Raw genomic sequence first — 22,346 nt, forward strand, 5'->3', positions numbered from 1 at the left:
AACGACCGCGCAACCGGGTGCTGAGGACGGAGAGCCGATGGTGCCAACTCGGTCACGGGGCTCGCTTTCTTACCAGGTACCGGGAAGGGCAGGCGCTGGAGCGCCCGATGGAACTGCCCGGTACTTCTTCAGCACCTGGCTCATGACCTCCTGGAAGATCGGAGCAGGCGCTGCAGATGAATTCAGTTTAACAGGATCGGCGAGACTGACCGAAACGACGTACTCCGGATCGTCTGCGGGAGCGAACCCGGAAACCGACACGAGATACCCATGGGTGTACCCGCCGTGGCCGTCCGGCATCTGTGCCGTTCCGGTCTTCGAGGCGACCCGGTAGCCGGGAATGTTCCAGACCTTGGAAAGCCAGGCCTTCTGGTACACCATCTCGAGCATGTCGGACGTGTCGTGGGCGGCGGAGGCCGAAACCACCTGGGTTCCCGTGGCGGCCGGCACGTTCGTCATGGTTCCGTCCGCCTGGCGGCAGCCGGCGACGAGCTGGACGGGCAACCGGACGCCCTTGTTCGCGATGGTCTGGTAGATGCTCGCGATCTGGAGCGCCGTCGTGGTCAGTCCCTGGCCGAACATGGTGGCGTACTTGGTCTGGGGGTCCCATTCATCGTAGGGATGCAGGATTCCGGAGTCTTCGGCGGGGAACCCCGCCTCCGTCGCAGTGCCGAGGCCGAACTTGGTCATGTAGTCATAGCGCTGCTTGTCGGTCAGCAGTTCGCCGAACTTGGACATGCCGGTGTTGGAGGATTCGATCAGCACGCCGGTGAGGGTGAGGTGCAGGTCGGCGTGACCGGAACTGTCGTTGATGTTCGCGCCGTTGCCCGGCAGGTACCGATAGGGCGCGACGACCTGGGTGTTCACCGTGGCCTCGCCCGCATCGAGCACGGATGCCGCGGTGAGCGCCTTGAAGGTCGACCCGGGTTCGAAGGAGGCCGTGAATGCGCGCGAGCCGCGGTCGTCGGGGTTGGCCGTTCCGTTGACGTTGTTCGGGTCGACGCTGGGATAGTCGGCGACCGCGACGAGCTTCCCGGTCTTGACCTCCTGCACCACGACCGTTCCCCAGGCCGCGCCGGTCGCCTGGGCCTGCTTGGCCAGGGCCTGCTGGACGAACCACTGCAGGTCGGAGTCGATCGTCGTCACGACATCTCCGCCGTCGACGGCCGCCTTCTCCGTGACGGTGCTCTGCGGCAGCCGGACGCCGTCTGCGCCCTTCTCGTAGGTCTCCGTTCCGTCGGTGCTCGCGAGGCAGGAGTCCTGGCCGATTTCGAGGCCGGCCTGGGCGTCACCCTCTGACGACACGAATCCGACGAGGTTGCCTGCGACCGCACCGTCCGGGTACACCCGGCCGGGCTTCTTCTCGAAGTAGATCCAGGGGATCTCGAGCGCGTCGACCGCCCGGAACACCGAGACATCCACTGCCTTGGTCACCATGGCGTAGTCCGAGGCGGGATTGGCGGCGAGCGACGAAGCGATGATCGCGAGGATCGCGTCTCCGGTCTGACCGGTGATGGCGCCGACCTCCGCAGCAGCCTGGGCGACGGTGACCGTCTGGTCCCCCGCCGCCGTTGTGCGGGTGAACTCGACGGCATTGCGGGGAGACAGCGTGATGTTGTAGCGCATCACCGTCCCGGCGAGCACGACGCCGTTGGCGTCGACGATGTCACCGCGCGAGCCGTAGATGGGCTGCTCGACCGATCGGTTGCCGAGCGAATCGGCGCTGAGGGTGTCGGCGCGGACGACCTGGATGTCGACGAGCCGAACCACGAAGAGTGCGACGATCGCGAAGAGGAGAACGACCGTGATCGCGATGCGGCGCTTGCCGCTGCGCGTCGACCTGGCACTGACACCCACAGTTTCGGTTCCTTACTGCGGACGGGGCCGCGGTTGTGGCACCCCGGCTCGTGCGGGAATGCGTTCTAGCGAGTCGTGGGCGTCGGGAGCCCGGCGCCAGGGGCTGGCACGGCGGCGGTTGAGGCTGTCGGGGCGGTCTCGGTTGCTGGGGAAGTCGCGGCGCCGGCGACGCTCGCGCCCTGCCCGGTGGCCTGGGCTGGCTGTGTCACCAAAGGTACGCCGGTGAGCAGCGCGTTCGGTACGAGACTCGCCGCACCGGCCTGACTGCCCGTTGCGGAACTCGGGGCGCCGAGCACTGCGGAATCGGAGAGCCGCAGGTAGACCGGGTTGGAGTTGCTGATCATGCCGATGGCCTCGGCGTTGGCCGCGAGGCTCTGCGGGGAGGAGACCCTGACGAGGTCCTCTGTGACGCTCTCGGCGGTGCGGCTGAGTTCCGTCTGGCTGGCCTGCAGGCGGGACACCTCGTATGCGCCCTGGGAGATTCCGACGCTCAGCAGGAGCTGCGCGACGATGATCACCGCGACCCCGGCGACGGCGGACAGGGCGAAGGCGATCTTGGGTCGTGCCCGGCGCTGGCTGCGCGTTGCGACGATCTTTATGTGGCGAAGCCGCGAGCCGGGAAGGCCTGCCGGAGCGTCCAGCGGTTTCTGGTCGGGGGTGTCGTGCCGGGGGGCACTCTCCCAGTTCGGTCGCAGCACGCGTGCGAGATTGTCGCTCATCCGGCTCTCCTCAGTCGCTCGGCGGCGCGAAGTCTGACCGACGTCGCACGGGGGTTTCTCGCCTTTTCTTCTTCCGAGGCGAGTTCGGCGCCCCGGATCAACTGTGTGAACAGTGGCTTGTGTTCCGGCAGCTCGATGGGCAGGCCGGCGGGGGCGCTCGAGGTCGATGCCCGGGCGAGCGCCTTCTTGACGATCCGGTCCTCGAGCGACTGGTAGGCCTCCACGACGATCCGGCCGTGCACGGCTACGGCGTCGAGGGCGGCGGGGATCGCACGTTCGAGAACGGAGAGTTCTTGGTTGACCTCGATGCGCAGGGCCTGGAAGACCCGCTTCGCCGGGTGTCCGGTGCGCTGGACGACGACGGGGGTGACCTTCGTGAGGATCGCGACGAGCTCGGCCGAGCGGACGAGCGGAGCGGTGGACCTCGCCTCGACGATGGCCTCGGCGTAGCGTGCCGCGAGTTTCTCTTCGCCGTACTCGTGGAAGATCCGGCGCAGTTCGGACTCGCTGTACGTCGCGAGGATGTGCTCCGCCGTCAGGTCGCTTGTGTTGTCCATCCGCATGTCGAGCGGGGCGTCCTTGGAGTATGAGAAGCCGCGTTCGACCCGGTCGAGCTGGAGCGAAGAGACTCCGAGGTCGAAGAACACGCCCTGGACCTCTGCAATGCCGAGGGAGTCGAGGGCGTCCTGGATGCCGTCGTAGACGGTGTGCACGAGGTGGATCCGGTCGCGGAACGGCTTGAGGCGTTCCTCCGCGATCGAGAGGGCCTCGAGGTCACGGTCGAGGCCGACGAGGGTGAGTCCTGGGAAGCGGGTCAGGAAGGCTTCGGAGTGCCCGGCCATGCCGAGGGTCGCGTCGACGAGCACGGCGCCCGGCTGGTCCAACGCCGGCGCGAGGAGCTCGACACAGCGTTCGAGCAGTACGGGGGTATGGATTTCGTCGATGTTCATGGTCCCGGGGAGTAGTTCCTGGATCCTGATCCCCATCCGGCAGTCCTGGCACCGGGGAAGTGTGTCAGGGCGTACGGCTGGGAGTCAGGCGCCAGGTTCTAGAAGAGTCCCGGAATCACCTCCTCCGTGGTGTTGGCGAACGAGGTTTCCTGCTCGGCGAGGTACAGGTCCCAGGCCTCGGTGTCCCAGATCTCGACACGGTCGCCCGCGCCGATCACCGTGAGTTCGCGGTCGAGGCCGGCATAGCTGCGGAGGTTGGCGGGGATGGTGACGCGGTTCTGGCTGTCGGGAGTTTCCGCACTGGCTCCGGACGTGAACACCCGCAGGAAGTCACGGCCCTGCTTGCTCGTGATCGGGGCCTGCTTGATCTTTTCGTGCAGTTCCTCGAACGCCCGGGTCGTGAAGACGTAGAGGCAGTGCTCCTGGCCGCGGGTCATCACGATGCCGGTGGACAACTGCTCACGGAACTTCGCCGGGAGGATGACGCGTCCCTTGTCGTCGAGCTTGGGGGCATAGGTCCCGAGGAACATTCATCACCCCTTCTCTTCCGGCCAAGTTCAGGTGTTACTCCACTTTACTCCACTTTGGACCACGAAAACGTAAAATGCCACGATCAACGAGCAAATTTCTAGAAAAATACCAGATGAATAGGCTAAGTGACGGGTGGAGGAAAATCCAAAGGCCGGCGGCGCCGAGAGTCGATTTTGGGCACAAAAAAAGGGCCGATCTGTGATCGGCCCTTCTTTTGTGAAGTTTCGGTCGTGCTGTGGAGGATGGGAGCCGAAGGGCTAGTTGCCGTCCTGGCGTCGGTCCCAGCGGTCATTGAGACGGTCCATGAACCCGCGGCCGGACTTGCCGGAACCCGACGGGCGTGACCCGCTCGTCGCGGACGGTGACGTACCGGAGGATGAGAAGCCGGAGGACGACAGTCTGCGGGCGGCCTTGCCCGGTGACGTGGCGAGCAATACCCCTGCGAACATGACGACGAAGCCGAGGATTCCGAGCCACAGCTGCTGCACTGCGACTCCGGCGATCAGTCCCCCGATTCCGGCGACGACCGCGAGAACGCCGAGGGCCATCGAGCGGTAGTTCGGGCGAAGCGATGAACCGCCAACGGTCGCGACGAAGTCGGAGTCGTTGTGGTAGAGCCCGCGCTCCATTTCTTCAAGGAGTCGCTGCTCTTGTTCCGAAAGCGGCATCTTATTCCTCCTCTGTAGGACCACCGGTGAATACCAATTCTAGCCCCGCCGCGATAGCTAGGCTAGGCGGGTGGCTGAAAGCAATCAACTGGTCGATCTGGTTCAAACTCGCATCGACGAATTCCTGAAAACCCGTCAACTAATTGTGACTACTGTCAGCCCGGATCTCAGCGCGCTGGTGAACTTCTCACGGCAGTTTCTCAGCGGTGGTAAGCGCTTCCGGGCCCAGTTCTGCCACCAGGGCTGGCAGAGCGTACCCGGTTCGGACGCGCTCGATTCCGCGCCGGTCATCGCGGCGGCCGCCGCCCTCGAAATCTTCCATGCCGCCGCCCTCGTCCACGACGACATCATCGACAATTCGGACACCCGCAGGGGTTCGGCATCCGCCCATAAGCTCTTCGAATCCGTGCATGCCGCGGGCGGCTGGGCCGGCGCTCCTGTCGAGTTCGGCCGGGCCTCCGCGATCCTCCTCGGGGACCTGCTCCTCGGGTGGAGCGACGAGCTCCTCGACGAGGGCCTCGAGGCCTCCGCAGATCCTGTGGCGGCCAGGCTCGGGCGCCACGAATTCAACCAGATGCGCACGGAAGTCACAGCCGGTCAGTACCTCGACATCCTCGAGGAACGGGCCTGGCTCGTGCAGCAGGAAGAGGAGCTGCTCGAGCGCGCCATGCGGGTCATCGTCTTCAAGTCCGCGAAGTACAGCGTCCAAGCTCCCCTCGTCATCGGCGCGGCACTCGCGGGCGCCGACACGGCCCACCTCGACGCGTTGCGTGCCTTCGGGCTTCCGCTCGGCATCGCTTACCAGCTTCGGGACGACCTTCTCGGTGTGTTCGGCGACGCGGCGGTGACGGGCAAACCGAGCGGTGACGACCTGCGGGAGGGCAAGCGCACCGTGATCATCGCACTCGCCAGGCGCGCGCTCGAACCGGCCGCGCGGGAGTATCTCGACGGACTCCTCGGAGATCCGGGGCTCGACCCGGCCCAGATCCTGTCGCTGCAGGAACTCATCAGGGCCAGCGGAGCCGTCGAGAGCGTCGAGACGCTCATCACGGACCAGGTCGCGGATGCGCGCGTCGCGCTCCACGCTTCTCCGATCGCCCCTGACATGCGGGACCAGCTCGAGAGCCTCGCCGAAACCGTGACGCGCCGGTCGTTCTGAGACCGGGCCGAGCCGGGAGCGGGGCGAGCCGGGAGCTCGCCCTGTGAACTGGACCCGGGGTTGGACCTGAGGCTAGGCGAGCGCCTGGGCGACGCGGCGGACCTCGGCCTTGCGGCCGGCGAGGAGCGCCTGGATCGGCGGGACACCGAGGCTGTCGTCGACCTCGAGCAGCCACTGCATGGCCTGCTCGTCGGTGAAGCCGTCATCGGCGAGCACGATCAGGGTGCCGCGGAGTTCGGGGAGCGGGGAACCGTCCTTGACGAATGCGGCCGGCACCGAGATCACACCGTTACGGCGGATCGCGAGGAGCTGCTTGTCATCGATGAGTTGGCGAACCCGGCTTTGACTGGTCCCGAGCAGGGAAACGAGGTCGGGGATGGTCAGCCAGGGTTGATCTGAAAACGAATCGGTCACCCTCCAAGCCTCCCATGATTCCCGGGCCACTTCAAACACCGAATGCCCCGGTGCGCGCTCGGTGCGGCCCGGATGGGGGGCATGCCGATTGACTCCGGCAGTCATGTGTGAAAACGTTGAAGGTCGTGGACAAGTTAACGCTCGTGGACACGGTGAAGGTTGTAGCCAGTCTCAAGCTCGGGCGGCGGTTTTCGGCTCGACAGCATCCGAGTGTCAGACCAATCTGAATGGAGCGTCATGTCAGCACAGTCCAGCAGAATCGTTCGAGCGCCTGCCAGTAGCGAGCTCGTTCCCGCCAGGCCCCACAAGTCCTCCACCGTCCGGTTCCGCGCGCTCGGCATGTTCGCGGCCCTGCCGCTCGCCGTGGCGTGCACGGTCGCCATCAGTCTCAATCTTGCGTCGCCCGCCGAGGCAGCCTCCCTGAGCCGGAAGCCCCTCAAGAGCCCGGCGCAGCTACCGGCATCCACTGGAACCAGCGCCCCCGCACAACGCGCGCAGGCCGAGGCTGCACCGAGCCAGTACACGGTCGTCGCCGGCGACACCGTGAGCGGCATCGCGAGCAGGTTCGGGCTCTCGACCGCTGCCGTCCTGGCGCGCAACGGCCTGAGCTGGTCGACGAAGATCTTCCCCGGCCAGCAACTCACCCTCGCCGAGGGCGCCGCCCCGGCAGAGGCGCCTGCCCCCACGCCGGTTGCCAGTGCACTCACGCGCTACACGATCGTGACAGGTGACACCATCAGCGGGATAGCGACCACCCACGGCATCCCGGTCGCGGCCGTGCTGAGTGCCAACGGCCTCGACAGGGCGAGCATCATCTTTCCGGGCCAGTCCCTCGTCATTCCCAGCGGCTCGGCCCCGGCCGCAGCCCCGGCGGTTGCGCTCGTCAGCGCGACGACCGCCGCCCCCGGTGCGAGTCACACGATCGCAGCGGGAGAAACCGTCTCGACGATCGCGGCAGCCGCCGGAGTCTCCATCCGCGCGATCCTGGAGGCGAACAACCTCGGCTGGTCGAGCATCATCTACCCCGGCCAGCAGCTCTCGATCCCCGCGCCCGCGGCGGAATCGGTCGCCGCGGCATCCGTCACCCCGTTGCCGGCGCCCGGACCCGGGCCGGCTCCCACCGCCATGCTCGGCCAGGTTACGCCGCTCTCCGACGAGATGCGCGCCAACGCCCGGATCATCGTGGCGACCGGGCGTGCGGCCGGCGTGAACGACCAGGGCCTCATCATCGCCCTCGTCGCCGCCGCCCAGGAATCGGGACTGCGGAACGTCCACTACGGCGACCGGGACTCACTCGGACTCTTCCAGCAGCGCCCCGGCAAGGGGTGGGGGTCGCCGGACCAGGTGATGGACCCGGTCCGGGCGAGCCAGGCGTTCTTCGGCGGCGCCGGAAACCCGAACCCCGGGGTCACCAGAGGGCTGCTCGACATTCCCGGCTGGGACGGGCTCACCGTGACCCAGGCGGCTCAGGCTGTGCAGCTCTCCGCCTTCCCCGACTACTACGCGAAGTGGGAGACCTCTGCCCGTTCCTGGCTCTCCGAACTCGGCTGATCAGCCGTGCCGTGCGAGTGTCCAGCAGCGGATCTGCCCGCTGCTCCCTAGACTCGACTGGTGAGCGATAGTCCTGCCGATCCGATGATCGGCCGTCTGATAGACGGCCGATATCAGGTGCGCTCGCGAATCGCCCGCGGCGGAATGGCGACCGTTTACCTCGCCACCGACCTGCGCCTCGAGCGCCGGGTGGCGCTCAAGGTTATGCACGGCCACCTTGCCGACGACAACGCCTTCAAGGCGCGGTTCGTCCAGGAGGCCCGTTCGGCCGCGCGCCTCGCCCACCCGAACGTCGTCAACGTCTACGACCAGGGCCAGGACGCCGACATGGCGTACCTCGTGATGGAATACCTGCCGGGCATCACGCTGCGGGACCTGCTCAAGGACTACGGGCGCCTCACGAGCGAACAGACCATCGACATCCTCGAGGCGGTGCTGTCCGGCCTCGCCGCAGCGCACAAGGCCGGCATCGTGCACCGCGACCTGAAACCCGAGAACGTGCTGCTCGCCGATGACGGGCGGATCAAGATCGGCGACTTCGGGCTCGCCCGCGCCGCCAACAACAACACCGCAACCGGGCAGGCGCTGCTCGGCACGATCGCCTACCTCTCCCCCGAACTCGTCACGCGCGGTATCGCCGATGCCCGCAGCGACATCTACGCCCTCGGGATCATGACCTACGAGATGCTCACCGGCGAACAGCCGTACGTCGGCGAGGCGCCGATGCAGATCGCATACCAGCACGCCAATGACACGGTGCCGATGCCGAGCCTGCGCGTCACGACCGTTCCGCACGAACTCGACGAGCTCGTGAGCTGGGCGACCGCCAGGGACCCCGAGCAGCGCCCCCGGGATGCGAAGGTCATGCTCGACCAGCTCCTCGACGTCGAGAAGCAGATGCGCCCCTTCGACGGCGAAACCGGCGTGCAGCAGACCCTGCTGATGCCGAGCGGTGCGGCAGCCGCCCAGGCCGATGCCGACACCATGATCTTCGGCGCCGCTGCGCAGGCCCCCGGTGCGACGACCGTGCTGCCCGCACCCGTCGTGAAGCCGCCGGACGACGCAGAACTCCTCAGCACGAAGACCCGACGCCGCAAGGTACGCGGGTACTGGCTCTTCGCGCTCGTTCTCCTGCTCGCCGGCCTCGGCACCGGCACCGGCTGGTACTTCGGCAGCGGCCCGGGGTCGCAGGTCGAGGTGCCCTCTCTCGTCTCGGTCGCCCCTGACGCCGCCGCAGCCCAGCTCGCCGAACTCGGACTCCAGTCCGCTCTCGCGCAGCAATACAGCGGCACGATTGCGGCAGGACTGGTCGCGAGCACCGACCCCGGAAAGGGCGGCCACGTGAAGAAGGGGAACGCGGTCACGCTCTACGTCTCGCAGGGGCCGCAGCCGATCACGCTTCCCCCGCTCGCCGGCCTTACCAGGGATGCCGCGTCATCCGCTGTCACGGGGCTGAACGCCGCGATCGGCACGGTGGACCAGGTCTTCTCCGGCGAGGTCGCCGCCGGCATCGTCATGTCGGCGAACCGGGAGAGCGACGGCACCGAGGTCTCCCAGGGCGGCCCGTACTTCGAAGGCATGAAGGTCAACCTCGTCGCCTCGCTCGGCTCGGTGCCGAACGTCTCCGGCAAGTCGGTGAACACGGCGACGTCGCTGTTGAAGGACAAGGGCCTGCTCGCCACCACCGGCGACTCCGTCTACAGCGACACGATCGACGAGGGTGACGTGGTCAGCGCCGCTCCCCAGAAGGACGGGCCCGTCCGCGCAGGAGACACCTACGTGCTCACGACGTCCAAGGGACCCGCGCCGATCCCGATTCCGGATGTCATCGGTAAGCCGTGGAACGAAGGCAAGAAGATCCTTACCGACCTCGGCTTCAAACTGAGCTACAACCTGGGTGCGGATGCGATCGCACCGTTGCTCAATATCCTCTCTACGGACCCGGCCGCGGGAACGGCCGCACCCAAGGGCAGCACGATCGCCCTCAAGCCGACGAACCCGTTCGGCTAGCTTCCAGCCACCCTGCGCTGCCGGCATGCCTGGCGCGCAGCGGCGCGGCTGGCGCGCGTCCCTGTTCCGGGAGCGCAGCATCCGCTCGCGCGGCGACTGTCGCCGGATGCGCCGAGTGCCGCCGTCCTGCCTGGTGATCTCGGCGGGAACGGCGGCACTCTGGCGGGATGACTGCCGGTCAGCGGGCGGCGAGCTCCTCGGCGACGAGGAAGGCGAGCTCGAGGGACTGCATGTGGTTGAGCCGCGGGTCGCAGAGCGATTCGTAGCGGGTCGCGAGGTCGGCCTCGTCGATGTGCTCCGAGCCGCCGAGGCACTCGGTGACGTCGTCGCCGGTGAGCTCGACGTGCACCCCGCCCGGGTGGGTTCCGACCGCGCGGTGGGCCTCGAAGAAGCCGCGAACCTCGTCGACGACGTCGTCGAAACGACGCGTCTTGTACCCGGTCGGCGTGGTCACGCCGTTGCCGTGCATCGGGTCCGTGATCCAGAGCGGCTTGGCCTCGCTCGCCTTGATCGCCTCGAGGAGCGGCGGGAGCGCGTCGCGCACCTTGCCGGCTCCCATCCGGGTGATGAAGGTGAGACGGCCGGGCTCGCGGTTCGGGTCGAGCTTGTCGACGAGGCGCAGCATGTCGTCTGCCGAGGTGCTCGGGCCGAGCTTGACCCCGATCGGGTTCCGCACCCGGGACAGGAAGTCGACGTGGGCACCGTCGAGGTCGCGGGTGCGCTCACCGATCCAGATGAAGTGCGCTGAAGTGTTGTACGGGGTTCCGGTGCGGGAGTCGATCCGCGTCATCGGGCGCTCGTAGTCCATCAGCAGGCCCTCGTGGCTCGTGTAGAACTCGGTGCGACGCATCGCCTCGAAGTCCGCACCGCACGCGATCATGAACTTGATGGCCCGGTCGATCTCCTTGGCGACCTTCTCGTAGCGCTGGTTCGCGGGGTTCGCGGCGAAGCCCTGGTTCCAGCTGTGCACCTGGCGCAGGTCGGCGAAACCGCCCTGGGTGAACGCACGGATCAGGTTGAGCGTCGACGCGGCCGTGTGGTACCCCTTGACCAGGCGGGCCGGGTCGGCCTCGCGGGATTCCGGGGTGAAGTCGTAGCCGTTGACGATGTCGCCGCGGTAGGCGGGCAGGGTGACACCGCCCCGGGTCTCGAAGTCGCTCGAGCGCGGCTTGGCGAACTGGCCGGCCATCCGGCCCATCTTGATCACGGGCATCGAGGCGCCGTAGGTGAGCACGACGGCCATCTGCAACACGGTCTTGACCCGGTTGCGGATCTGCTCAGCAGTCGCACCATTGAAGGTCTCCGCGCAGTCGCCGCCCTGGAGCAGGAAGGCGTGCCCTGCGGCCGCCTCGGCGAGCCGGTCGCGCAGGATGTCGACCTCGCCGGCGAAGACCAGGGGCGGCTGCGTCGACAGTTCGGCTGATGCCGCGGCGACGGCCTCTGCGTCCGGCCACGTCGGCTGCTGCTTGATGGGAAGAGTGCGCCAATAGTCCAGACCGGCGATCACAGCTTCATCGGCTACAACGACGGGTTCGGTAGTGTCTACCACAGGACTATCTCTGTTTTCTCTTGGTTGGCGCGCGGAGTGCGCGCCAGGGGACTGGCTGGAAGAGCCGGGAAGGGATACGCGATCTTATCGCGAAAGACTGGCGCGCTTTTCTTTGACGCTCGTCGCGTAGACGTCGACGTACTCCTGCTTGCTGAGCGCCTGGAGCTCGTACATGAGCTCGTCGGTCACGCTGCGGAGCACGAACCTGTCCCCCTCCAGCCCCTCGAAGCGGCTGAAGTCGAGGGGTTTGCCGATCACGATCCCGATCCGGCGGATCTTCGGGATCCTCGTGCCGGTCGGCATCGCCTTCTCGGTGTCGATCATCGCGACGGGAACGACGGGCACCCCTGCCTCGAGGAGCATCCGGGCGACCCCGGTGCGGCCGCGGTACATCTTCGCGTCGGGGCTGCGGGTGCCCTCCGGGTAGATGCCGAGCACGCCGCCGCCGGAGAGGACCCGCAGGCCGGTGTTGAGCGAGTCCTCGGAGGCCTTGCCGCCCGAGCGGTCGATGGGGAGCTGGCCGGTCGCCTTGAAAAACTGCTTCGTCGCCCAGCCCTTGAGCCCGGTTCCGGTGAAGTATTCGCTCTTGGCGAGGAAGATCACCCGGCGCGGCACCACAAGCGGCAGGAACACCGAGTCGATGAACGAGAGGTGATTGCTCGCGAGGATCACTCCGCCGGTCTTGGGAATGTTCTCGAGGCCCACCACCCACGGCCGGAAGAGCCCCAGTAGGAGGGGTCCGACGACAATGTTTTTCATGATCCAGTAGAACATCGGTCGCTCTCTTCTTGGGTCGGGCACAGCCTAGACCGGGAAGACGTGCTTCCGCGCCAGGTCTGCAGCACCGACGACTCCGGCATCGTTGACGAGTTGGGCAATCGCGAATTCCGCTTCGGGGTGGTAGCCCCGTGCCGGAAGGTTTTCGAGGTACGCGGTGCGAATCGGTTCGAGGAGCAGCTCGCCGGCGTCGGCGACTCCCCCGCCGAAGACGAAGATCTGCGGGTCGAGCACGGCCGCGAGCGAGGCGCAGGCCTGGCCGAGCGCGTCGCCGAGCTGGCGGAGGGCTGCGAGTGCCCCCGGGTCGCCGTCCTGGATCAGGCGGCCGACGTCCTTGCCACTGAGCTTGCCCTTGCGGGAACGGGCGGATGCGAGGCCGAGGCCGATACCGCCGGCATCCGCCAGGGAGTTGGCGATGCGGAGCAGGGCCCTGCCAGAGCCGTACTGCTCGATGCAGCCCTGGGCTCCGCAGCCGCACGGCAGGCCGTCGGGGACGATGCGCACGTGGCCGAGCTCTGCGCCGCAGCCGAAGCCGCCGCGGAACAGGCGGTCGTTGGAAACGATCGCGCCTCCGACACCGGTGCCGATGGTCAGCGTGACCATGTCGCTGTAGACCTGGCCTGCGCCGAAGCAGAATTCGGCCCAGCCGGCCGCGTTCGCGTCGTTCTCGATCAGGATCGGGAGGTTGAGCCGCTCTTCGAGGGTCGCCCGGAGCGGTTCGTTGCGCCAGTTGATGTTGGGGGCGTAGTACACCGTGGACTGCGCGGAGTCGATGAAGCCGGCAGCTGCCACGCCGGCCGCGATGACGTCCTCTCCGACGGCGAGTTTCTGGATCATCTCGACGACGGCGTCTTCGATGGCGCGCGGGTCCCCCGCCGTTGTCGGCGTGCGCTCGGAACGGAGAATGGTGCCGAACTCGTCGACCAAGGCTCCAGCAATCTTCGTGCCGCCGATGTCGATTCCAATGGCGTGCACAGCCGGCCTCTTTCGTAGATAGTCTCGGGCATCCGCCCAGCTCAGCACACACTTATGCTGAGGCGTCCCTCTAGAGTGTACTGAGCCGCGGCGCCGCGAGTCGAAACGACTGCTCCGCATCCCACCGGGCTAGAGTGTGCACATCCGCCCGGTACCAGAGGAGTTGCCGTGAAACAGTTCGATATGCCCGCAGTCGTCCCTGCCGATCCAGGGGCGAACATCACCGACCTCCTCGCAGATCGCCTCGCCGCAACCCCGGATTCCGTGCTTTTCTCGGTTCCCCGCGGTACCGGCTGGGCTCCCGTGACGACATCCGAATTCCACCGTCAGGTCGTTGGCCTCGCCAAGGGGCTCGTCGCAGCAGGCATCGAACCCGGCGACAAAATCGGCCTGATGTGCAAGACCCGCTACGAGTGGACCCTGATCGACTTCGCGACCTGGTACGCCGGCGCCGTCCTGGTCCCGGTCTACGAGACCAGCTCTCCCACCCAGATGCAGTGGATCCTCGGCGACTCCGGCGCCGCCGCCGTGATCCTCGAGACCGCCGACCACTTCGCCAAGTTCGACGAGGTGCACCCCGACCTCCCGAACATCGGAACCGTCTGGCAGATCGACCTCGGCGACCTCGCGAAGATCGTCGCCGGAGGTGTCAACGTTCCGGATGCCGAGATCGAGCGCCGCCGCCACCTCGCGACCGGCGCCGACATCGCGACCCTGATCTACACCGCAGGAACCACCGGACGGCCGAAGGGTTGCGTACTCACGCACTCGAACTTCGTCGAGACCTCCCGGAACGCGGGCGTCGCCCTCTCGGACGTCCTCACCCACGAGGACGGCGCATCCACCCTGCTGTTCATCACGACCGCGCACGTCTTCGCCCGGTTCATCGCCGTGTTGTGCGTGCACGGGAACGTTCGGGTCGGCCACCAGCCGGACACCCGGCAGTTGCTGCCTGCGCTCGCGACCTTCAAGCCGACGTTCCTTCTCGCGGTTCCGCGGGTGTTCGAGAAGGTCTACAACTCCGCGGAGCAGAAGGCCGAGGCCGCCGGTCGCGGCAAGATCTTCGAGGCAGCCGCGCACCTCGCGGTCAAGCACTCCAAGGCCATCACCGAGGGAACCCCAGTGAGCCTCTCGATGAAGATCCGGTTCGCGATCTTCGACCGTCTCGTCTACAGCAAGCTCCGCACGGCCATGGGCGGGAAGGTGCGCTACGCCGTCTCCGGCTCTGCTCCCCTGGGCGAGTTCCTCGGCCACTTCTACCACAGCCTCGGCATCAAGATCCTCGAGGGCTACGGGCTCACCGAGACCACGGCCCCTGCGACGGTCGGCCGCACAGACCAATTCAAGGTCGGCACCGTCGGACCTCCCCTTCCCGGCGTCTCGATCCGCATTATGGACGACGGCGAGATCGAGGTGAAGGGCGTCAACGTCTTCAAGGAGTACTGGCACAACCCGGAGGCGACCCAGGCCGCCTTCGACGACGGCTGGTTCCGCACGGGCGACATCGGCGACTTCGACGCGGACGGCTTCGTCACCATCACGGCCCGCAAGAAGGAGATCATCGTCACGGCGGGCGGCAAGAACGTCGCCCCTGCCGCGCTCGAGGACCCGATCCGCTCCAACCCCCTCGTCGGCCAGGTCATCGTCGTCGGCGACCGCAAACCGTTCATCGCGGCGCTCGTCACGCTCGACCCCGACATGCTCGCGGTCTGGTTGCACAACAACGGCGAAGATGCCTCGATGTCACTCGCGGAGGCGGCCGTCAACCCCGCGGTGCTCGCCGAGGTGCAGCGTGCCATCGACCACGCCAACTCCCACGTGTCGCGGGCGGAGTCGATCCGCAAGTTCGTGATCCTCACCGTCGAGCTCACCGAGGACAACGGCTACCTCACGCCGAAGCTCAGCATCAAGCGCGACGTGATCATGCGGGACTTCGCCGCGACCATCGAGGGGATGTACCAGGGCGTGCCCGTCGTCACCGAGCAGAACCCGGTCGTGCGCTGACGGTCGGTCAGAACCAGTCCGACTCGCGGATCTCCTTCATGGCCGCCCGGCGGTTCTCCTTCTCGAGCTTGTCGATGTAGAGGAAGCCGTCGAGGTGGTCCGTCTCGTGCTGCAGGGCCTGGGCCATCAGCCCGTCGCCGGCGAGTTCGACGGGCTCGCCGGCGAGGTCGACTCCGGTGACCCTCGCGAACGGGTACCGCTTCGTGGGGTACCACAGGCCGGGAACGGACAGGCAGCCCTCTTCGACGAGGGCGGGCTCGCCCGATACCTCGACGACGACGGGGTTCAGGATGTACCCGATCACGCCATCGACGTTGTAACTGAACGCGCGCAGGTTGACGCCGATCTGGGCCGCAGCGACGCCGGCGCGTCCGGGCAGACGCACGCTGTCGAGGAGATCGACGACGAGCCGGGTGACCCGGTCGTCGATGGTCTCGATCGGCGCGGACACGGTCTTCAACACGGGATCTCCGAAGAGACGGATCTGGCGCTCAGGCACAGGAATACTCCAAGTCAGTTGGTACGGGCACGTCGGTTGACCGGGCGCGCTTCACGCGCCGCGGTGCGCGGGAAGGCCCTCGACCACGAGAGCGGCGAGGGTGCGGGCGGCAAGCCGGGTGATCGGTTTCAGGTCCTCCCACGAGATCACGCTCCCCGCCGCCAGTTGCGGGTCGTAGGGGATGCGCACGATCTCGCGGACCCTCGACCGGAAGTGCGACTCGATCTCCTCGAGTTTCACGAGGTTGGTGCCCTGGGTCGCGGTGTTGAGCGCGACGATCGAGTTGCGGACGAGGTCGCCGTAGCCGTTGGCGTCGAGCCAGGTCAGGGTCTCAGAGGCGAGCCGGGCTTCGTCGACGCTGCCGCCGGAGACGACCACGATAGAGTCCGCACGCTGCAGGGTCGCCCGCATCACGGAGTGCACGATCCCGGTGCCGCAATCCGTGAGCATGATCGAGTAGTACCGGGCCGCGAGGTCGGCGACGACGTTGTAGTCGTCCTCGTCGAACGCTTCGGACAGGAGCGGGTCTGTGTCGGAGGCGAGGATGTCGAGCCGGGTCGCATCGCGGGAGACGAGGGTGGAGAAGTCCGTGAAGCCACCGATGGACGCGGCCTTCGTGACGACGTCGCGCACGGTCGACCTGGTCTGCTTGCTGACCCGTTCGGAGAGGGTGCCACGGTCGGGGTTGGCGTCGACGGCGATGATCCGGTCTTCACGCGCATCGGCGAGGGCCATGCCGAGCAGGGCCGTGACCGTGGTCTTGCCGACACCGCCCTTGCGGGTGAGGATCGGCACGAACCGAGTGCCGCCGTCGAACTCCTTGCGAATCCGGGCGTCCATGTCCTTGTGGGCGCGGACCTTCGCCGAGTCGCCGAGGTTGACGAGGTGAAGCGTCGCGGCGTAGACGAAGGCGTTCCAGCCTCCGTGCGGCGGCGGCTGGGTACGGCGATTGACCGCGAGCAGGCGTTCCGACGTGAGCATGGCCGCCGATTCCGGGACGGTGCCGCCATCGGGGCGCAGGCGCTCCCTGCGGGACTGCGCCACGGCATCCGCCGGACCCGTCTGCGCAGGGCCGGAGAGGGACTGCACGGCCCCTGCTGCGGCGGCGCCGAGGCGCTCACCCCGGTCGGCGCGGTCGTTCCGGGTCGCGCGGTCGCCGGCCGGGACCCGGATGCCCGGCCCGGTGTTGATCTCAATGGTGTGCGTCGCGGGGCGGCCGGCATCGCCCCCGCCGGCGGGGCCGGTACTCCCGAGCGTCGGCGACGCGAGGGGTGTGGCCGCGAGCCCTGCCGGGAGGGCCGCGGCAAGGTTGTCGATCGTGTGCGGCGGCAGCTCGCTGTTGTACTCGTCACCGGGCTGCGTGTCTCCGCCGCCCGTCGAAGAGATTCCGGTGTCCGTGCGCTTTTCCGGCACCACAGTCCGTCCCTTCGTCGTGAAAAAATCGGCCCGGCCTGGGCCCCCGGCCGGCCGGCGCCACAGTGGGCGACGGCCGATCGACCTTCAGCCTAGCGCGGGCGCACCACCACGAGGAGGTCGCCGGCGTCCACCTGCTGCGTCTTCGGGATCGCCACCCGCTCGACGACACCGGCGATCGGGGAGGTGATGGCCGCCTCCATTTTCATGGCTTCGATGGAGGCGACGGTCTGGCCGGCCTCGACCATCGCGCCTTCCTCGACCTGCAGCGTGACCACCCCGGAGAAGGGAGCCGCGACCTGGCCCGGCCGGTTCGCATCCGCTTTCTCGGCGGCCTGTGTGCTCACGGTGATGCCACGGTCGCGCACGAACACGGGGCGCAGCTGGCCGTTGAGCGTGGTCATGACGGTGCGCATGCCCTTGTCGTCCGCCTCGCCGATCGCCTCGAGTCCGACGTAGAGGCGAACGCCCTTGTCGATCTCAACCGAGTGTTCGATGCCCTGCTGCAGCCCGTTGAGGTAGTCGACGGTGTCGACGACGGAGAGGTCGCCGAACAGCTCGCGGATCTGCTCGAACTGGCGGGTCGGGCCGGGGAAGAGCAGCTGGTTGAGCATCGAGCGACGGGTCAGGCTGTCGCCGTCGAGCGCCTCGCGCTCCGGCGCCGTCAGCTCGGTGACGCCGATGTGGATGCTGCGACCGGCGAGCACCTTGCTGCGGAAGGGCTCCGGCCAGCCGCCGGGCAGGTCGCCCAGTTCGCCGGCCATGAAGCCGATCACCGAGTCCGGCACGTCGTAGTTGCCCGGGTTCGCGGCGAAGTCCGCCGGGTCGGCGCGGACGGCGGCGAGGTAGAGGGCGAGGTCGCCGACGACCTTGGACGAGGGCGTGACCTTGGGAACGCGGCCGAGGATCTGGTTCGCGGCGGCGTACATGTCCTCGATCAGCTCGAAGTCGTCGGCGAGGCCGAGTGCGACGGCCTGGGTACGGAGGTTGGAGAGCTGGCCTCCGGGGATCTCGTGGCTGTAGACCCGCCCGGTCGGGGCCCGGAGCCCCGATTCGAAGGGGTGGTAGACGCGGCGCACATCTTCCCAGTACGGTTCGAGGTCGCAGACGGCCTTGAGCGATATGCCGGTGTCGCGTTCGGTGTGCGCGAGCGCGGCGACGAGCGAGGACGCAGAGGGCTGGCTCGTGGTGCCGGCCATCGGTGCGCTCGCGACGTCGACAGCGTCGGCGCCCGCGCGCGCGGCGGCGAGCAGGGTCGCGAGCTGGCCGCCGGGAGTGTCGTGGGTGTGCACGTGCACCGGGAGCGCGAAGCGTTCGCGGAGCGCTCCGACGAGCTTCTCTGCGGCCGCCGGGCGAAGCAGCCCGGCCATGTCCTTGATCGCGATGATGTGCGCGCCGGTGTCGACGATCTGCTCCGCAAGGCGCAGGTAGTAGTCGAGCGTGTAGAGGTCCTCCGCGGGGTCGAGCAGGTCGCCCGTGTAGCAGAGTGCGACCTCGGCGATGCTCGTTCCGGTGCCGAGGACGGCGTCGATCGCCGGGCGCATCTGCGAGACGTCGTTGAGGGCGTCGAAGATCCGGAAAATATCGACGCCCGTGTCCGACGCTTCCCGCACGAAGGCGTGGGTGACCTCGGTCGGGTACGGCGTGTATCCGACCGTGTTCCGGCCGCGGAGCAGCATCTGCACGTTGATGTTGGGGAGCGCGGCCCGCAGGGCGGCGAGTCGTTCCCACGGGTCCTCGCCGAGGAAGCGGAGCGCGACGTCGTAGGTCGCGCCGCCCCAGGCCTCGATCGAGAGGAGCTCCGGCGTCATCCGGGCGACGTACGGCGCGACGGCGACGAGGTCCCTCGTGCGCACCCGGGTCGCCAGGAGCGACTGGTGGGCGTCGCGGAACGTGGTGTCCGTCACGGCGAGTGCGGTCTGGGCGCGGAGTTCCGCGGCGAAGCCGGCCGGGCCGAGCAACTGGAGCCGCTGGCGGGAGCCTGCGGGGGCCGGGACGCTGAGGTCGAGCTTCGGAAGCTTCTCTGCCGGGTTCAGCAGGGTGATCGGGACCCCGTTGGGCTTGTTGACGGTGACGTCGGCGAGCCAGTTCAGGATCTTCGTTCCACGGTCCTTCGAGACGCGGGCGCGGAGCAGGTCTGGCCGTTCGTCGATGAAGGAGGTGCTGAGGTCGCCGGCCGCGAAGCCCGGGTCTTCCAGGACGGCCTGGAGGAAGGCGACGTTCGTGGAGACACCGCGGATGCGGAACTCGGCAAGCGCCCGCTTGGAGCGCGTGACGGCTGCGGTGAAGTCGCGACCGCGGCAGGTGAGCTTCGCGAGCATGGAGTCGAAGTGCGGGCTGATCTGCGCGCCCGGGTTGATGGTTCCACCGTCGAGTCGGATGCCTGCCCCACCGGGTGAGCGATACGTCGTGATCTTCCCGGTGTCCGGTCGGAACCCCATCGTGGGGTCTTCGGTGGTGATCCGGCACTGGAGCGCGGCGCCGCGCAGGTGGATCTGGTCCTGGAGCAGCCCGAGTTCGGCGAGGGTCTCCCCCGCGGCGATGCGGATCTGGGCGACGACGAGGTCGACGTCGGTGACCTCTTCCGTCACGGTGTGCTCGACCTGGATCCGCGGGTTCATCTCGATGAAGACGTGCTGGCCTGCGCGCTCCCCGACGGTGTCGAGCAGGAACTCGACGGTGCCCGCGTTGACGTAACCGATGGAGCGGGCGAAAGCCACGGCATCCGCGTAGAGACGGGTACGGATCTCGTCGCTGAGGTTCGGGGCCGGCGCGATCTCGATGACCTTCTGGTGGCGGCGCTGCACGGAGCAGTCGCGCTCGAAGAGGTGCACGGTTTCGCCGGTCGAGTCCGCGAGGATCTGCACTTCGATGTGCCGGGGGCGGAGCACGGCCTGCTCGAGGAACATGGTCGAATCGCCGAAGGCGCTGTTGGCCTCGCGCATCGCCTCCTCGAGGGAGCCGCGCAGGTCCTCCATGCTCGCGACGCGGCGCATGCCGCGGCCGCCTCCGCCGGCGACGGCCTTGGCGAAGATCGGGAAGCCGATGTCGGCAGCTGCGGCGATGAGCTCGTCGAGGTCCTTCGACGGCGCGCTCGACTTGAGCACGGGAACGCCAGCAGCGATCGCGTGCTCCTTGGCTGTCACCTTGTTGCCGGCCATTTCGAGCACGTGCTCGCCGGGGCCGATGAAGGTGATGCCGGCCTCGCGGGCGGCGAGTGCGAGCTCGGGGTTCTCCGAAAGGAAACCGTAGCCGGGGTAAATGGCGTCGGCGCCGCTCTCGACGGCCACCCGGATGATCTCGCTCACGGTCAGGTACGCCCGGACCGGGTGCCCGGGTTCGCCGATCTGGTACGCCTCGTCCGCCTTCAGGCGATGGAGGGAATTCCGGTCTTCGAACGGATAAACGGCGACGGTTTTCGCGCCGAGTTCATACGCTGCACGAAACGCGCGAATCGCGATTTCTCCGCGGTTGGCAACAAGAATCTTCGTGAACATGCAGACCTTTCAGGAGGCGACGGGCACACAGCTGGCGGTTAGGTTCTCTAAGACTAGTGAAGGTAACGTATCTACTTGTGCACGTACTAAGCGTTAGCTCCCTCAAGGGAGGAGTAGGCAAGACCACAGTGACCCTGGGTCTGGCGTCTGCTGCCTTCGCCCGCGGCGTACGGACCCTGGTCGTCGACATCGACCCGCAATCGGATGTGTCGACCGGCATGGACATCGAGGTGGCCGGCCACCTGAACATTGCCGACGTCCTCGCCTCCCCCAAGGAAAAGATCGTCCGCGCCGCCATCGTGCCGAGCGGCTGGACCCGCGGCCAGCAGGGCACGATCGACGTCATGATCGGCAGCCCGTCCGCCATCAACTTCGACGGGCCGCACCCGAGCATCCGCGACATCTGGAAGCTCGAAGAAGCCCTGTCCACGGTCGAGAAGGACTACGACCTGGTGCTGATCGACTGCGCACCCTCCCTCAACGCCCTGACCCGGACCGCGTGGGCGGCGAGCGACCGTGTCGCCGTCGTCACAGAGCCCGGGCTGTTCTCCGTCGCCGCCGCCGACCGCGCACTGCGCGCGATCGAGGAGATCCGCCGCGGACTCAGCCCACGGCTGCAGCCGCTCGGCATCATCGTGAACCGTGCCAGGATCGCGTCCCTCGAGCACCAGTTCCGGATCAAGGAACTGCGGGACATGTTCGGCCCGCTCGTGCTCAGCCCCCAGCTGCCTGAGCGCACGTCGCTGCAGCAGGCGCAGGGCGCCGCGAAGCCGCTGCACACCTGGCCCGGCGACAGCGCGCAGGAAATGGCCCGCTACTTCGACCAGCTGCTCGACCGCATCCTCCGCACCGCACGCATCGGCGAATACGCGGAGCAGCGCTAGGCGGATTCGCCCCCAAACCGAGTCATATTCTGACGCTGAGTTGCGGACGAAACACCTTCCCAGGCATCACGAAGGTGTCTTTTCCGCAACTCGATCGCGGGCGACGCGAGAAAGCGGATGTCCTGCCGGTGAGCTCGTCCTGCCGGCGGGCTAGGAGACCTTGCGGGCGAGGCGGCGGACGGCGAGTTCGTCGGAAGGGTCGGACGGCTGCGAGTCGAGCTCAACGAGGGTCGTCTCGACTTCGCGCAGGACCTTGCCGACGGCGATTCCGAAGACGCCCTGGCCGCGGCTGACGAGGTCGATGACCTCGTCGTTGGACGTGCAGAGATAGACGCTGGCGCCATCGCTCATCAGCGTCGTCTGGGCGAGGTCGCTGACCCCGGACTCGCGGAGCTGGTTGACGGCCGTGCGGATCTGCTGGAGCGAGATGCCGGTGTCGAGAAGGCGCTTGACGAGCTTGAGCACGAGGATGTCGCGGAAGCCGTAGAGCCGCTGCGTGCCGGATCCGGTTGCACCACGCACCGTCGGTTCGACGAGTTCGGTACGGGCCCAGTAGTCCAGCTGGCGGTAGGTGATGCCGGCGGCACGGGCCGCGACGGCGCCCCGGTACCCGGAATTCTCATCGAGGTCCGGCATGCCGTCCGTGAACAGGAGTCCGTCACCGTAGCGGGAGGCGTCGTCACGCTTGCTGAGCTCGCTCATACGATGGCCTCTCGGAATGGGGTGCGGCGCGGCCGCAGATGCAACGCTACCGAGGTACTTGACCCAGGCCCGGACATCCGCCCGAACGCGTCGGCGTGTCGTAGGACTGCTGTCGGTGGGATTCGTCCGGATCGGATTCGGTCCGGCGGCGCTTCCAGCAGTCTACGACTTCCTGGCGATCCGGCCC

At 67.6% G+C, this 22,346-nt stretch carries 18 protein-coding genes; 5 read left to right on the forward strand and 13 right to left on the reverse strand.

What is annotated here, in order from left to right; genetic code table 11:
- Positions 1-69: 69 nt before the first annotated feature.
- The 5 genes from RCH22_RS08150 to RCH22_RS08170 form a co-directional block, all read right to left on the reverse strand.
- Positions 70-1,857 carry a penicillin-binding protein 2 gene (locus RCH22_RS08150; RefSeq protein ID WP_327013534.1) on the reverse strand — a complete coding sequence of 596 codons (1,788 nt, stop codon included), beginning with the start codon at positions 1,855-1,857 and terminating at the stop codon, positions 70-72.
- A 65-nt stretch (positions 1,858-1,922) separates the two neighbouring features.
- On the reverse strand, positions 1,923-2,576 hold the full coding sequence (locus tag RCH22_RS08155) for a hypothetical protein (RefSeq protein ID WP_327013535.1): 654 nt from the start codon (positions 2,574-2,576) through the stop codon (positions 1,923-1,925).
- Positions 2,573-3,526: a 16S rRNA (cytosine(1402)-N(4))-methyltransferase RsmH gene (rsmH, locus tag RCH22_RS08160; RefSeq protein WP_327015476.1), complete on the reverse strand. Its 954-nt coding sequence runs from the start codon at positions 3,524-3,526 to the stop codon at positions 2,573-2,575. The genes RCH22_RS08155 and rsmH overlap by 4 nt, the downstream gene beginning before the upstream one ends.
- 98 nt (positions 3,527-3,624) lie before the next feature.
- Complete coding sequence (gene mraZ / locus RCH22_RS08165; protein ID WP_134446101.1) at positions 3,625-4,056, reverse strand: division/cell wall cluster transcriptional repressor MraZ; 432 nt, start codon at positions 4,054-4,056, stop codon at positions 3,625-3,627.
- Positions 4,057-4,314: 258 nt separating this feature from the next.
- Positions 4,315-4,725: a DUF3040 domain-containing protein gene (locus tag RCH22_RS08170; RefSeq protein ID WP_327013536.1), complete on the reverse strand. Its 411-nt coding sequence runs from the start codon at positions 4,723-4,725 to the stop codon at positions 4,315-4,317.
- A 70-nt stretch (positions 4,726-4,795) separates the two neighbouring features.
- Between RCH22_RS08170 and RCH22_RS08175 the strand changes: the two genes are divergently transcribed.
- Positions 4,796-5,884, forward strand: coding sequence for a polyprenyl synthetase family protein (locus tag RCH22_RS08175; protein WP_327013537.1), 1,089 nt, complete (start codon positions 4,796-4,798; stop codon positions 5,882-5,884).
- A 72-nt stretch (positions 5,885-5,956) separates the two neighbouring features.
- Here RCH22_RS08175 and RCH22_RS08180 read toward each other — a convergent pair whose 3' ends face one another.
- Positions 5,957-6,298: an Rv2175c family DNA-binding protein gene (locus RCH22_RS08180; RefSeq protein WP_134446104.1), complete on the reverse strand. Its 342-nt coding sequence runs from the start codon at positions 6,296-6,298 to the stop codon at positions 5,957-5,959.
- A gap of 237 nt (positions 6,299-6,535) precedes the next feature.
- Between RCH22_RS08180 and RCH22_RS08185 the strand changes: the two genes are divergently transcribed.
- The gene (locus RCH22_RS08185) at positions 6,536-7,849 is read left to right on the forward strand and encodes a LysM peptidoglycan-binding domain-containing protein (protein ID WP_327013538.1); all 1,314 of its coding nucleotides are present in this window, start codon (positions 6,536-6,538) and stop codon (positions 7,847-7,849) included.
- A 60-nt stretch (positions 7,850-7,909) separates the two neighbouring features.
- On the forward strand, positions 7,910-9,859 hold the full coding sequence (gene pknB, locus RCH22_RS08190) for a Stk1 family PASTA domain-containing Ser/Thr kinase (protein ID WP_327013539.1): 1,950 nt from the start codon (positions 7,910-7,912) through the stop codon (positions 9,857-9,859).
- Between the two features lie 178 nt (positions 9,860-10,037).
- Here pknB and RCH22_RS08195 read toward each other — a convergent pair whose 3' ends face one another.
- The 3 genes from RCH22_RS08195 to RCH22_RS08205 form a co-directional block, all read right to left on the reverse strand.
- Positions 10,038-11,366: a class II 3-deoxy-7-phosphoheptulonate synthase gene (locus RCH22_RS08195; protein ID WP_327015477.1), complete on the reverse strand. Its 1,329-nt coding sequence runs from the start codon at positions 11,364-11,366 to the stop codon at positions 10,038-10,040.
- 126 nt (positions 11,367-11,492) lie between these two features.
- Entirely contained in the window at positions 11,493-12,182 is a 690-nt protein-coding gene (locus RCH22_RS08200) for a 1-acyl-sn-glycerol-3-phosphate acyltransferase (protein ID WP_134446107.1), read from the reverse strand.
- 30 nt (positions 12,183-12,212) lie between these two features.
- Positions 12,213-13,160: an ROK family glucokinase gene (locus RCH22_RS08205; RefSeq protein ID WP_327013540.1), complete on the reverse strand. Its 948-nt coding sequence runs from the start codon at positions 13,158-13,160 to the stop codon at positions 12,213-12,215.
- Between the two features lie 168 nt (positions 13,161-13,328).
- Between RCH22_RS08205 and RCH22_RS08210 the strand changes: the two genes are divergently transcribed.
- A complete protein-coding gene (locus tag RCH22_RS08210; RefSeq protein WP_327013541.1) occupies positions 13,329-15,164 on the forward strand; it encodes an AMP-dependent synthetase/ligase in 1,836 nt (611 codons plus the stop codon).
- 7 nt (positions 15,165-15,171) lie between these two features.
- Here the strand turns inward: RCH22_RS08210 and def are convergent, their stop codons facing one another.
- The 3 genes from def to RCH22_RS08225 form a co-directional block, all read right to left on the reverse strand.
- Positions 15,172-15,663, reverse strand: a complete 492-nt coding sequence (gene def / locus RCH22_RS08215; RefSeq protein WP_327013542.1) for a peptide deformylase — start codon at positions 15,661-15,663, stop codon at positions 15,172-15,174.
- A 51-nt stretch (positions 15,664-15,714) separates the two neighbouring features.
- Complete coding sequence (locus RCH22_RS08220) at positions 15,715-17,079, reverse strand: MinD/ParA family protein (protein ID WP_327013543.1); 1,365 nt, start codon at positions 17,077-17,079, stop codon at positions 15,715-15,717.
- Positions 17,080-17,168: 89 nt separating this feature from the next.
- A complete protein-coding gene (locus RCH22_RS08225) occupies positions 17,169-20,573 on the reverse strand; it encodes a pyruvate carboxylase (protein WP_327013544.1) in 3,405 nt (1,134 codons plus the stop codon).
- A 77-nt stretch (positions 20,574-20,650) separates the two neighbouring features.
- Between RCH22_RS08225 and RCH22_RS08230 the strand changes: the two genes are divergently transcribed.
- Positions 20,651-21,457, forward strand: a complete 807-nt coding sequence (locus RCH22_RS08230; RefSeq protein WP_134446112.1) for a ParA family protein — start codon at positions 20,651-20,653, stop codon at positions 21,455-21,457.
- 150 nt (positions 21,458-21,607) lie between these two features.
- Here the strand turns inward: RCH22_RS08230 and RCH22_RS08235 are convergent, their stop codons facing one another.
- Positions 21,608-22,159 (reverse strand): MerR family transcriptional regulator, encoded by a 552-nt coding sequence (locus RCH22_RS08235; protein WP_134446113.1) that lies wholly within the window; start codon positions 22,157-22,159, stop codon positions 21,608-21,610.
- Positions 22,160-22,346 lie beyond the last annotated feature (187 nt).

The sequence above is a fragment of the Cryobacterium sp. GrIS_2_6 genome, assembly GCF_035984545.1.
GTDB lineage: Bacteria > Actinomycetota > Actinomycetes > Actinomycetales > Microbacteriaceae > Cryobacterium.

Excerpts from the sequence above, each read along its gene's own strand:
- RCH22_RS08155 (WP_327013535.1), bottom strand. The coding sequence starts at position 2,576 with ATGAGCGACAATCTCGCACGCGTGCTGCGACCGAACTGGGAGAGTGCC.
- rsmH (WP_327015476.1), bottom strand. The coding sequence starts at position 3,526 with ATGAACATCGACGAAATCCATACCCCCGTACTGCTCGAACGCTGTGTC.
- mraZ (WP_134446101.1), bottom strand. The coding sequence starts at position 4,056 with ATGTTCCTCGGGACCTATGCCCCCAAGCTCGACGACAAGGGACGCGTC.
- RCH22_RS08170 (WP_327013536.1), bottom strand. The coding sequence starts at position 4,725 with ATGCCGCTTTCGGAACAAGAGCAGCGACTCCTTGAAGAAATGGAGCGC.
- RCH22_RS08185 (WP_327013538.1), top strand. The coding sequence starts at position 6,536 with ATGTCAGCACAGTCCAGCAGAATCGTTCGAGCGCCTGCCAGTAGCGAG.
- RCH22_RS08200 (WP_134446107.1), bottom strand. The coding sequence starts at position 12,182 with ATGTTCTACTGGATCATGAAAAACATTGTCGTCGGACCCCTCCTACTG.
- RCH22_RS08225 (WP_327013544.1), bottom strand. The coding sequence starts at position 20,573 with ATGTTCACGAAGATTCTTGTTGCCAACCGCGGAGAAATCGCGATTCGC.
- RCH22_RS08235 (WP_134446113.1), bottom strand. The coding sequence starts at position 22,159 with ATGAGCGAGCTCAGCAAGCGTGACGACGCCTCCCGCTACGGTGACGGA.